9 protein-coding genes are annotated in these 13,271 nt (G+C 37.1%); 7 read left to right on the top strand and 2 right to left on the bottom strand.

Going from position 1 to position 13,271, the window contains the following annotated elements:
* The first annotated feature begins 83 nt into the window (after window positions 1-83).
* Window positions 84-896, top strand: a complete 813-nt coding sequence (locus JO178_RS03430; RefSeq protein WP_291931642.1) for a siderophore-interacting protein — start codon at window positions 84-86, stop codon at window positions 894-896.
* 101 nt (window positions 897-997) lie between these two features.
* On the top strand, window positions 998-1,699 hold the full coding sequence (locus tag JO178_RS03425) for a class I SAM-dependent methyltransferase (RefSeq protein ID WP_291931640.1): 702 nt from the start codon (window positions 998-1,000) through the stop codon (window positions 1,697-1,699).
* A 182-nt stretch (window positions 1,700-1,881) separates the two neighbouring features.
* On the opposite strand, the gene JO178_RS03420 is transcribed toward JO178_RS03425, so the two are convergent.
* Together JO178_RS03420 and metG are read right to left on the bottom strand one after the other, a co-directional pair.
* On the bottom strand, window positions 1,882-2,547 hold the full coding sequence (locus tag JO178_RS03420; protein WP_291931636.1) for a hypothetical protein: 666 nt from the start codon (window positions 2,545-2,547) through the stop codon (window positions 1,882-1,884).
* Between the two features lie 128 nt (window positions 2,548-2,675).
* Complete coding sequence (metG, locus tag JO178_RS03415) at window positions 2,676-4,712, bottom strand: methionine--tRNA ligase (RefSeq protein ID WP_291931633.1); 2,037 nt, start codon at window positions 4,710-4,712, stop codon at window positions 2,676-2,678.
* A gap of 332 nt (window positions 4,713-5,044) precedes the next feature.
* Here metG and JO178_RS03410 point away from each other — a divergent pair, with 332 nt between their 5' ends.
* From JO178_RS03410 to JO178_RS03390, 5 genes are all read left to right on the top strand, one after another.
* Window positions 5,045-7,906: a SusC/RagA family TonB-linked outer membrane protein gene (locus JO178_RS03410; protein ID WP_291931630.1), complete on the top strand. Its 2,862-nt coding sequence runs from the start codon at window positions 5,045-5,047 to the stop codon at window positions 7,904-7,906.
* Between the two features lie 11 nt (window positions 7,907-7,917).
* Window positions 7,918-9,477 carry a RagB/SusD family nutrient uptake outer membrane protein gene (locus tag JO178_RS03405; protein ID WP_291931627.1) on the top strand — a complete coding sequence of 520 codons (1,560 nt, stop codon included), beginning with the start codon at window positions 7,918-7,920 and terminating at the stop codon, window positions 9,475-9,477.
* A gap of 17 nt (window positions 9,478-9,494) precedes the next feature.
* On the top strand, window positions 9,495-10,613 hold the full coding sequence (locus JO178_RS03400; protein ID WP_291931625.1) for a SusE domain-containing protein: 1,119 nt from the start codon (window positions 9,495-9,497) through the stop codon (window positions 10,611-10,613).
* Window positions 10,614-10,691: 78 nt separating this feature from the next.
* Window positions 10,692-12,848, top strand: a complete 2,157-nt coding sequence (locus tag JO178_RS03395; RefSeq protein ID WP_291931623.1) for a glycoside hydrolase family 97 protein — start codon at window positions 10,692-10,694, stop codon at window positions 12,846-12,848.
* Between the two features lie 178 nt (window positions 12,849-13,026).
* Entirely contained in the window at window positions 13,027-13,248 is a 222-nt protein-coding gene (locus JO178_RS03390; protein WP_291931620.1) for a hypothetical protein, read from the top strand.
* The last annotated feature ends 23 nt before the right edge of the window (window positions 13,249-13,271 follow it).

Raw genomic sequence — 13,271 nt, 5'->3', positions numbered from 1 at the left:
GGGTTCTAATCTGAACTATACTTTCTATTTCATCCGGTTTCTGATCATTATTGGAAGCCGGATATAATTAAAAAAAATCAGTTATGGCAAAAATTTCAACAGGGCAGATCGTGGCCGAAGTGACCAGAAAAGAATACATTACTGATCATTTCATCAGGGTTTATCTCTATTCACCGGAAGTTCATGTATTTAAAAATACGGTGGTAGGAGATAATAATAAAATTGCAATTCCTCCTGTGGGCTTAAATGAGATTCATTTTCCTACACTGGATAGCAATCATGAGTGGGTATATCCGGCGAAAGAGCTTGCTCCTGCAATCAGGACCTATACCCATAGAGGAATCGATCTGGAGAAGAATGAACTGGTGATTGATTTTGCGGATCACGGAGACGGAGGACCGGCTTCCAGATGGGCCAGGGATGCTGAAGCAGGCTCAAAGCTTGGCGTGATGATGCGTCTGGACGGAAAAGAGCTGTATCCTGAAGCTGAATGGTATTTATTGGCAGGAGATGCTACTGCAATTCCTGTGTTGAGTACTATTTTGGAAACTTTGCCGCAGACAGCAAAAGGAGTGTGTATCATTGAAGTACATGGAAAAGAAGATGAGCAGGTTTTGCAGACTCAGGCAGATATTGAAATTCAATGGCTTTATAATGCGACTCCTCATTTGGGGAGCGGGATTGCTGAAGCTGTTAAAAGTCTTGCTATTCCTGAGAAAAGCAGATTCGGGTATGTGGCCTGTGAATTTTCAAGTGTCAAGGAAATCCGTATGTATCTTAGAAAAGAAAAGAGCTGGACTTCACAGGAGCTGTACGCCTATTCTTACTGGAAAGCAGGAGTCGCTGAAAATGAGTCACAAACAGACAGGCATAAGGAGAAGGATTCGATAGCATAGTACAGCGCCTGAGGTCCGGACTTATCGTTGTGAAAGCCGGAATAATTAATCTGATATGTTAAACTTTGAACTTTGTGTTCCGAAGCTGTATCTTTGCATCTATGAAAGATTTAATGGGCCGAGCGATCTGGGATTATTATCACAACGAAAATCCTGAAGATTTGCAAACCGAAACTTCGATTTCTGAACTGGATGAACTTCCGGTAGACTATTTGTTCAGAGATTTTGAGGAGATGAACAAAATTGAACAAAAAGCTTTGCAATTATCTGAGGGAAAAGTGCTGGATATTGGTGCGGGTGCGGGATCTCATGCTTTATATCTTCAAAATGAAAAGGCTCTGGATGTTTTAGCACTGGATATTTCACCGAAATCTATCGAAGTATGTCAACTGAGAGGTGTTAAGAAAGCAATCAGTAATAATATTCTTGATTTTTCAGGGGAAACCTTTGACACCATTATCTTATTGATGAATGGGACCGGGATTTTTGAAAGCCTGGCTAAAATTGATACTTATTTTCAAAAATTATATACCTTATTAAATGAGAATGGACAAATTTTAATTGACAGTACGGATATTCTCTATATGTTTGACCGCGATAAAGATGGGGGAGTTTATATTCCAGCCGGAGGGTATTACGGAGAACTGGACTATGTTGTTCATTACAAAGGGGAATCTGAAGAGCCTATCACATGGCTTTACCTTGATTTTAATACCTTGAAAAATGCAGCAGAGAATAATGGCTTTAAGATAGAGAAAGTTGTAAAGGACGAAGATTCTTTTCTTGCCAAACTAACTAAATAATAAAGAGAGACTCGCTGTGTGCTGAAAGAGAGGTCATCTCAATACCTATATAATGTCATTCTGTAGACCGGAATGACATTTTTTGTATACCCAACTTTCTCCTAGCCCCGATAGGAGCGGTTACCCCACAGCAGGCCCGGGTTGTAAGGGTTAGCGCGAGGAGTAAAAGCAGATAGCGGGATTCAGCTCCTAAGTGTCCGAATCATTCTGGCTAACGGAAAATAGGAAAACCACTCTTCATAATAAAAAAACATAAGAACAGCAGTACCTGCACATACAATGACAGGAAGCAGGTAGGATTTCGGACGGTAGGGTAGTTTTTTGGGAACACTTATAACCCATATAATGAGCATGCCGATTGCACCTGCTGCAATAACTCCCATTTCCGGGCTGTACCGGGAAGTTGCACCGGAATCAAAATGCGATGACAATATATATTTCTGGAAAATAAAGAAAAGTAAACCGAATGTCAGGCTGGCAAAAGCAGCTGTGTATTTTTTTAATTTAATTAAATTCAGCGAGAGTAAAACGGCACCGGGAATCGGGGTGAAAAAAATACTGCTGATGAGGATGGTGGTTCTTGAATACAGTCTTACTGCATTGGGATCTTCTGTGATGTGATCTTTCCAGACTTCCTGCTCTTCGGCAATTTTTGCTTCTTGGGCTTCTTTTTTATGTTGAATCAGCTGCTGAATGGCTGTTTTTTCCTGTCCGGTGAATACACGTCCTCTTTCTTCTAAAATTTCAAAAGCGATCTGCACGGCTTCCGGAACAAAACGATTGCCCGCTTTGAGATAGTATTCCAGTTCAGAATCGGAGAGTTTCTTTAATACGCTTCTCTTGACCATAAATATTATAGCGGCAAATGTAAAATAAATATATATACAATATGTGAAATCATTTCAAAGAGAGCAGATAAGATTTAAAAAGGCTGCTTCTGATAGAAACAGCCTGTGTTATTTGTACGGGACTTTAATTATCCGATTTCAATACCGTTTTCAACATTGCTGTCGTCCGGTGTTACGAAAGATAATTTTCCGTCTGGTTTTGTTGTTAATAATAACATTCCCTGAGATTCAATGCCTCTGATTTTTCTTGGAGCAAGGTTGAGTAAAATCATCACCTGCTTACCGATTAGTTCTTCCGGAGTGAAGCTTTCTGCAATTCCTGAAACAACAGTTCTTACGTCTACACCGGTATCAACGGTAAGTTTTAATAATTTATCTGCTTTTTCTACTTTTTCGGCTTCTGTAATGGTAGCTGTTCTAAGGTCTATTTTAGTAAAATCATCAAAAGTGATCTCTTCTTTCATAGGATTTGCGTTAGGATTTGTTTTTTTATTGTTTTGTTTAGTGTCTTCAAGTTTCTGAATCTGCGCTTCAATCACGTCATCTTCGATTTTTGAGAAAAGAAGGGATGATTCGTTGATTTTGTGGCCTGTTTCAATTAAAACCGACTGGTTTTCGATAGTTTCCCAGCTTTTCTTTTCTACATTGAACATGTTCAATAGTTTTTCGGAGCTGAACGGCATAAAAGGTTCACATAGCTGCGCCAGAGCTACCGCGATCTGGGCTCCAACAAACAGGGACTGCGCTGCTTTTTCAGGATGTTCTTTGATGGTCTTCCACGGCTCTTCTGTCTGGAGATACTGGTTTCCGAAGCGGGCAAGATTCATTAAAGCTGTTAATGAATTTCTGAATTCGTAGTTTTCAAGGAAGGTGGAAATTTCTTTCGCTGATTTGCGTATTTCCTGTAATTCAGGACTGTTTGCGTCTCCCTGAGGAACAATGCCATCGTAATATTTATGGATAAGAACAGCAACTCTGTTGATGAAGTTTCCGAAGATTCCTACTAATTCGGAATTGTTCTTCGTCTGGAAATCTTTCCATGTAAAGTTGTTATCTTTTGTTTCAGGCGCTGAAGAAAGAAGCGCATATCTTAAAACGTCCTGTTGTCCCGGGAAGTCTTCTACATATTCGTGTGCCCATACTGCCCAGTTTCTTGACGTTGAGATTTTGTCATTCTCAAGGTTCAGGAATTCAAATGCAGGAACATTTTTCGGCATGATATAGTCTCCGTGTGCTTTCATCATGGCAGGGAAGATGATACAGTGGAATACGATATTATCCTTTCCGATAAAGTGTACCAGATCACTGTTTTCATTTTGCCAGTAATCTTTCCAGTCTTTTCCGTTTTTCTCTGCCCATTCCTGAGTAAAAGAAATATAGCCGATGGGAGCATCAAACCAGACGTAAAGTACTTTTCCTTCTGCATCCGGAAGCGGAACCGGAACACCCCAGTTCAGGTCTCTGGTCATGGCACGTGGTTTTAGACCGTCATTAAGCCATGATTTCACTTGTCCGTACACATTCGGTTTCCAGTCGTCTTTATGACCTTCAATAATCCATTCATTGAGGAAATCTTCATATTCATTTAAAGGCAGATACCAGTTTTTGGTTTCTTTAAGAACCGGCACATTTCCGCTTAACATGGATTTAGGGTTGATCAGCTCTGAAGGAGAAAGGGTAGAACCGCATTTCTCACACTGGTCTCCATAGGCGTTTTCATTTCCACAATTCGGACATGTTCCTACAATATATCGGTCCGCAAGGAATTCTCCTGCCTGCTCATCGAAATACTGTTCGGACATTTCTTCAGTGAATTTTCCTTTTTCATATAAAACCTTAAAGAAATCCTGGCTGGTTTCATAATGTTTTTTAGACGTTGTTCTTGAGTATTCATCAAATGAGATTCCAAGGTCAGAAAAGGATTTTTTGATGATTCCGTGATATTTATCCACGATATCCTGTGGAGTAACTCCTTCTTTTTTAGCTCTTATGGTGATAGGAATCCCATGTTCATCTGAACCACAGATAAACGCTACATCTTTTCCTAATCTTCTCTGAAATCTTGCGTAAACATCCGCAGGAATATAAACACCTGCCAAATGTCCTATATGAACCGGTCCGTTTGCATAAGGCAAAGCTGCCGTAATCATCTTTCTGTTTGACATTTATAGTAAAGTTTTGACTGCAAAGATAAGGATTATCTGTTGAATACCGCTCTTTGTGGAGTTATTATGATTGTAGAGCCCTTTTTTAGCGGTTGAAAGTGAAATAAAGTTAAACATTTGTTTAACTTTATGTTAAAGCTGTGTTTATATTATGCAAAACATAGCGTCTGGTAAATTGTTGAAATTTAGATAATTAATTTAATAAAGTATCGTAATATACATAATTTTATCCTAATTTATATTAATTTTATGATAATTATATTTTTTTTATAAATTGCAAAACTGGCTGCAAGCCAGAATGAACAAAAACGAAACTATATAAAAATAAGATTGTGAAGAATTTTACAACGGTATTAAAAGTTGCGCCCGCTTTTTTATTGGCCAGTACAATAATGCACGCGCAGACAAAAGACTCTGTCACAAAGGAAAAGAAAATTGAAGAGGTTGTTTTAGTAGGGTATGGAAAACAGAAAAAATCTGATCTTACGGGATCTATTACTGCTGTTTCTGAAAAGGATTTTAACAAAGGGGCAATTGTATCTGCAGATCAATTAATTACAGGTAAGGCTCCCGGAGTAAGGATTACAAATGCCGGTGGATCACCGGATTCTGCTCCAAATATCAGAATCAGAGGAGGTTCTTCCTTTAGTGCTAATAACAATCCCTTAATTGTAATCGACGGAGTGCCGCTGGATACCAATAATCCTGCAGGTGTAGGTAATCCCCTAAATTTGATAAATCCTAATGATATTGAATCTTTTTCAATATTAAAAGATGCTTCTGCAACGGCAATTTACGGAAACAGAGGTTCAAATGGGGTTATTATCATCAAGACGAAAAGAGGAGGCGGAAAGCTTAAGGTGAATTTAAGTACGAATGTCTCTGTGGGTACGGTAACAAGGTATATTGATGTGATGAATGCCGATGAATTTACAAAATTCGTCAATCAGAATTACCCTAATTATAATTATTTACTGGGTGTAGGAGGCAATTCAGCAAACCCAACCCAGCCGGGGAAGATCTATAATACAGACTGGCAGAAAGCGATTTACAGAAATTCTGTTTCTTCAGATAATAACCTAAGTGTTTCCGGGAGTCTATTTAATAAGGTTCCTACAAGATTATCAGTTGGATATAACAGAACTGAAGGGGTGATTAAAACCAGTGATTATGAAAGATTTTCAGCCGGTTTAAATATTACACCTTCTTTTTTTGATAATCATTTAAAAGTGGATGTCAGTTTGAAAGGGTTATTTTCAAATCTGAATGCAATTGATGATGGCGGAGCAATCGGAGGCGCTATTAATATGAATCCAACATTACCGATTTATCAGGCTCAAACCAGTTTAACGGGGGATCCGTATAACAGATTTGGCGGATATTATCAGAATACTGTTCTGAAAGGGAATCAATACCTTATTCAGGGACAGAGCAATCCTTTGGCAATTCTTATGCAGAGGACTTCTCCTCAGAAGATTGCTAAGTTTCTAGGAAATGCTGAGATTAATTATAAATTTCATTTTTTGCCTGATTTAAGAGCTATTGTTAATTTAGGTTTGGAAGCTTCGAGATCTAATCTGAAAACAGTGTATTCAGACAATGCAATTGCAACGTACAGGAATCCGCAAAATCTGTTTGTTCCGAACGATTATGTGTTCAGTCCGGGTGTTGATTATGCTGAACATCAGAATATTGTCAATCAGACCATGGATGCTTATTTAGTATATGAGAAAAAATATTCAGGTTTTCTTTCTCATTTTCTGGTTCAGGGAGGGTATTCTTATCAGAACTTTAAAAATGATGGTTATAAGGAGCAATACAGATATGATGATGTGACCGGAAAAAGAGTTTCCAATCCGGGGACTGCTTTAAACCCAACCAACAGATATTATAATGTACTGAACTTACAGTCTTTCATAGGAAGAGCAAATATTGACTTCTATGATAAATATTTATTTACCCTGAACTTCAGAGCAGATGCTTCTTCTTTGTTTCAAAAGGGGGAAAGATGGGGGTACTTTCCCGGAGTAGGATTTGCCTGGAAGATTAATAAAGACTTCTTTACTGATTCTTCATCTGTAAGAGATCTTAAATTGAGATTAGGCTGGGGTAGAACAGGAAATGCTGATATTGTAAGTGTTGCAGGATTCTATCCTTCAAGTCCATATTTTTCTATTGGTGGGGCAAACTCCCAATATTTTCCCGGTGTTGGAACATATAGTGCATTACCGTTCAATCCAGGTCTGACATGGGAAACTACAGATACCTGGAACGGAGGTATTGATTTTTCATTCTTCAGACAAGAGAGAGTAACAGGTAGCATTGATGTTTATAAAAGAAAAACTACAAATCTTTTAGCAAAGGTACCGTTGCCTGCAGGACAGGGTTTAAGTAATGAGTTTACCACTAATGTCGGCTCTCTCGAAAATAAAGGAGTTGAATTTAATGTAACGGTAGTTCCTGTAAAGAATGAGAATGTAAACTGGTCGGTATCAGGTAATATAGGATATAATGATTCTAAAATATTAAGCCTGGGAGATGTCAGTTATTTCCCTGATAATTCCAGTACTCTTCCTATTGGAACAGGTATTAAGATTGCCAACAATGCTATAGGATATCAGCCTTATTCTGCATGGGTATTGGAACAGGTTTATGACGCTAACGGCAGACCTCTTGATAATGTATATGTAGATAGAAATAATGATGGAGTTATCAATGAAAAAGATAGATATTATAAAGCAATAAGACCTAGATGGACCTATGGTTTCAGTACTTCTTTAACTTATAAAAACTGGGATTTTAATGCTGCATTCAGAGGACAGATAGGAGGATTGATTTATAATACAAGAAAATTAGCACAAGGTTTTAAGAGTTATACGGTACCTCAAAATTCACAAAACTTAAATAATGTTTTAGCTTCCACTGCAGATTCTCCATTTACATTGTCGGATAACCTTTACTTCTCAGACTATTTTTTAGAAGATGCAACATTCCTGAAACTTGATAATGTAACAGTAGGTTATTTATTTAAAAATGTGTTTAAAAATACAAATGTAAGAGTATACGCTTCTGTCAATAATGTCTATACTTGGACAAATTATTCAGGACAGGATCCTGAAAACTTTACTGGTATTGATAATAATTTCTATCCAAGACCACGAACGTATACTATTGGATTTAATTTTAATTTCTAAAAGCATTAAAAATGAAAAATACTAAATATAAAGTACTGGTTCTTCTGGCTTTCTTGGCTGTGAATACATCTTGTCTTAATGATTTAAATACAGAACCTAAAGTAGAACAAACTTTAGAAAACCTATTGGCAGCAGATCCAAATGCAGTAGAGGGCTTATTATCAAGGTTATATGCTAGTTTTGCACTTTCAAGTGTGGAAGGACCAGATAAATCTGATATTTCAGGAGCTGATCCGGGAGAGTCACCATTCGTAAGAGGGCTCGTCAACCTGCAGGATTTTACTGCAGATGATATGAAAAATAGATGGGGTGATAATGGGCTGGACCAGTTAACAACAACTACCAACTGGACTTCGAATAATAAATTTTTCAAGTATGTTTATGACAGAATCTATTATACAATTCCACAGGCAACGAATTTAATTCTTATTATGAAAAGTGATAAGGTGAATTATGCAAATAAAAATCAAGTTGTAGATGAATTGAGATTTTTAAGAGCTTTATCTTATTATTATTTAATAGATTTATTTGGAAAGGGAGTATTGGTAAATGATGACAATTTCAATACAAGTGCACTTTTACCGGAAATGTCAAGAAAAGATCTGTTCAATTATGTTGAAAGTGAATTACTGGCGATAGAAGCTTCACTGCCTGCGACGAATTCCTATGGTAGAGCCAATAAGTCTTGCGCAAGAATGCTTTTAGCTAAATTATATCTTAACGCGGAAGTATATACAGGAACGGCGAGATATAATGATGCTGCAAGTTTGATCAATAAAATTATTAACGAAGGAGGGTATCAGTTGGAAGCCAATATCAGAAAAAATTTCTCATCGGATAATAATACTTCCAAGGAAATCATTTTTCCACTTTTAGCAGATGCGGTATCCAGCCAGAGTTTTGGAAATACCACTTACCTTGTTAATGGAAGTATAAGTACAGATACTATGGTACCTGCGGATTTTGGAGCTAAACAAGGATGGGCCGGTCACAGAGCTACTAAAGCCTGGTACGGATTATTTGGTAACAGTATTGCGGATCTTCAGGCAAGCCCTGATAAAAGAGCAAAACTATTCTGGACCCAAGGTCACAACTGGGAAATGAACGATTATAAAACATGGTCTGACGGACTTCCTTCAGATAAGTTTTGGAATAAAGATTCAAATGGTGTCGGAGGTGCGACAGATTTCTCTTCAACAGATTTTCCGCTATTCAGACTTGCTGATGTCTATCTGATGTATGCTGAGTGTGCTTTAAGAGGCGCATCAGGAGTGACAGTTCCTCAGGGGCTTATCTATCTAAATCAGGTAAGAGCAAGAGCAGGAGCTACACAATTGAGTTCAATAAATTTAGATATAGTTTTGGATGAGAGAGCCAGAGAATTGAATTTTGAAGGAATGAGAAGACAGGATCTTATCCGATTTGGTAAATTTACGGGAGGAACATATGTATGGCCATGGAAAGGGGGTGTGAAAAATGGAACTTCAATTTCAGATAACTATAAAATATTCCCAATTCCAAGCAGTGCTTTGCAGGCGAATCCTAATTTAACTCAAAATCCTGGCTATTAATTTAAAATTGAATTAAAATGAAAAATATTTTTAAAATATTTCTAATAGGAATAGTGAGTTATCTCATTGTTTCCTGTAGAGAAGATGATGATAAAATTGTTCTTAATAATACATCAAACGGAAGCTTAACAGTCAATAAAACGGCCATTGTTTTAGATGAGACTTTAGCTAATGAAGCTGCTTTAAATTTTACGTATACAAATCCGACTTTTAATCCTAATGTAGTTTTTGCAAACTCTGTAGAATTTGCAGTAGCAGGAACTAATTTTAAATCAAGTGCAGCTCAAACTGTATCAATGGATCAAAAGACATTCTCATTAACCCATCTACAGCTAAATACAATTCTAGGGACATTAAATGTTGCGCCCAATGCTGCAAAAGCTATTGAAGTCAGATTAAAATCAGCTTTAAATGCTACCACTGTGTATTATTCTAATGTATTAACGATTAATATTACTGGATATGCTCCAAACCCGGATCTGATTTATCCTAAAATTAATGTACCGGGCGGATTCGGTGGAGCTGCCGGATATGCAAATTGGGAACCTACCAATACTGCTAATTTATTCTCTCCTGAGAAAAATGATAAATACAGAGGATTTCTTTATATTACCGATCTGACAGGAGAAAACGGACAGTATAAGTTTACAATTAATGAAAGCTGGTCAGAGAATAAAGGAGATGACGGAACTAATTCAGGGAAACTTCTTTTAGGAGGTTCAAACATTAAGTCATCGGTAACCGGAACGTATTATGTTAAAGTAGACTGGGCTGCTAATACCTATTCTAATGTTATTGCAAACTTTGGGATTATTGGTGATGCTACACCTACGGGTTGGGATTCTGATACAGACTTTGTATACAATCCCATTAGTAAGACTTATATAATTAATTCAATTGCCCTGACGAATAATGGCGTGTTTAAATTCAGAGCAAATGATGACTGGGTGATGAAATTTCAGCCAAAAGATGCTGATCAGACTCTGGTTTCCGGAATGAGTGTACAATCGTATTTAAATTCAGAAGGAACAGTAACAGGAGATTCAGGATATAAAGTTTCACAGGCGGGTAATTATAAAATAGAGCTGGATTTGCATAACTCAGCTTATTATAAATTAACTGTTACAAAATTGTAAATAAAAATCAAATTATAAATGGCAGAGTGCTGCAGTAAAGCAGTACTTTGTCTGTTTTAAAGTTAATAAATAGTCATTATGAAGAAAATTACAGTTGGAGCCCTTTTGCTCTCAATGATGTTTGTAGGTGTGAAAGCACAATCTTTAAAATCTCCGGACGGTAAGTTCGAAATGAATTTTCAGCTGAAAGACGGAGTACCTTACTACAACCTTAAATACAACGGAGGAGTAGTAGTTGAAGATTCTAAATTAGGGTTAAGATTATTTAAAGACACTGCTATTAAATTTGCTTCCGAAATTGCGAAACCAGAAGATGCAAAATTCGATCTTAATAACGGTTTTGCCAAAGTAGAGGAAAAAAGAGACTCCAAAAATGAAAAATGGCAACCGGTTCTTGGAGAAAAGAAAAATTATATCAATAATTATAATGAACTGGCTGTTACCCTGAATCAGGCTTCTACAGACAGAAGTATTGTCGTAAAATTCAGATTGTTCAATGACGGACTGGGGTTCAGATACGAATTCCCGCAGCAGAAAAATCTTAATTATTTTGTCATCAGAGAAGAAGACTCGGAAATTGATTTTCCTACCGATATGAAAGCATGGTGGATCGTAGCGGACTATGACTCTCAGGAATATCAGTATCAGGAAACAAAAGTTTCTGAAATTCCGTCAAAATGGGCTCAGGCGTATGATGCTAATGCTTCTCAGACATTGGTGAAAAATGCAGTTCAGTCACCGTTGATGCTTAAAAGAGAAGGAAAAGAACCTTTGTATATTAATGTTGCGGAGGCAGCCGTATTAGATTATCCGGCTTCTCATTTAGAAGTAGATGCACAGAATTTTAAGTTCAAGACGCATTTAACAGCAGACAGACAAGGAGCTAAAGGATATATCCAGACTCCTTCTACAACACCGTGGAGAACAATCATTGTAGCTCCGAAAGCAGAACAGGTGATGGACTCTAAAATGATTTTCAACCTTAATGAGCCGACGAAATATAAAGATACCTCTTATATCCACCCTACAAAATATATGGGGGTATGGTGGGAAATGATCATCGGAAAATCACAATGGGCATATTCTACTGCTGAAAATGTTCATATCGATAAAACAGACTTCACCAAATTAACGCCTAATGGAAAGCATGCCGCTAACAACACAAAAGTTAAAGAATATATTGACTTTGCAGCTGAAAACGGCTTTCAGGGATTATTGATCGAAGGATGGAATATCGGTTGGGAAGACTGGTTCGGACATTCTAAAGATTTTGTTTTCGATTTCATTACACCTTACCCGGATTTTGATATCAAAATGTTGAACGAGTATGCCCATTCTAAAGGTATTAAGCTGATCATGCACCATGAAACATCAGGTTCTGCGGCAAACTATGAAAGGTGGTCTGACAAAGCATTCCAGCTGATGAACAAATATGGCTATGATGCTGTGAAAACTGGATATGTAGGAGATATTATTCCCAGAGGAGAACATCATTATTCTCAATGGATGATCAACCATTATTACAGAATTGCTGAAAAAGCAAATGAATATAAAATCATGGTCAATTCTCATGAGTCCGTACGCCCTACAGGAGAAAGCCGTACCTATCCGAACTATATCTCTGCGGAAGCAGCCCGTGGTACGGAATATGAAGCTTTCGGTGGAAACAAACCAGACCATCAGACCGTTCTTCCGTTTACAAGATGGATGGGAGGTTCAATGGACTATACACCAGGAATTTTCGAGACCAAATTAGACTATTATTTCCCTGGAGATAATCGTTCTGTGAAAACAACACTGGCTAAACAGCTTGCATTATATGTAACGATGTATATGCCGCTTCAGATGGCCGCAGATCTTCCTGAAAATTATAAGAAGCATATGGATGCATTTCAGTTTATCAAAGATGTAGCGGCAGACTGGGATGATACGAAGATCTTAGCCGCAGAACCGGGAGATTATGTCATCACGGCAAGAAAAGCAAAAGGAACGGAAAACTGGTTTGTGGGAGGAATTACGGATGAAAACAAACGCGATTACACGGTAGACTTCTCATTCCTGGATAAAGGAAAAAAATATGAAGCAACGATCTATGAAGATGGAAAAGATGCAGATTATATCGATAATCCTCAAAGCTATCATATCTATAAAAAAGAGATTACAGGCAAATCAAAAATTAATTTTAAAATGGTAAGAAGTGGTGGTTTCGCTATCTCCATTAAACCTGTAAAATAAATTGTAACAGCAATCATAAAAATCCCCGGCTCGCAGAGCCGGGGATTTTGTTTTTTATAATAACATTTTGTTTTTCAGTTAAAAAAAATAAATAATTAATCAAAAATTATTTTGTTTTTTAAAATATTTATCTATATTTGGTGATATAAGAAAACTATTAATCAAAAATTATTTTAACATGAAAAAGAAACTTCAAATTTCCAGTAATCTAGAACAAAAAGAAATTCTTAAAAAATCAATCCAGAACTCTGAAAAAGAAAATGTGGATCTTTACAAATCTATTTTTGGAGGCCGTGGTAATATCGGTATCGTTCTTCCGGGTGATAATTGTGGTGTAGTTGCTGTTACAGGAGCTTCCGCAGCATACGATAGAGTTATCGATACTTTTTTAAGAGCTTAAAATTACTGTTTTTTAAAAAATTT

This window comes from Chryseobacterium sp. (genome assembly GCF_019236175.1).
Lineage (GTDB): Bacteria > Bacteroidota > Bacteroidia > Flavobacteriales > Weeksellaceae > Chryseobacterium.
Note: the sequence above shows the minus strand (reverse complement) of the source record. Positions and strands in the feature narration are given on the sequence as shown.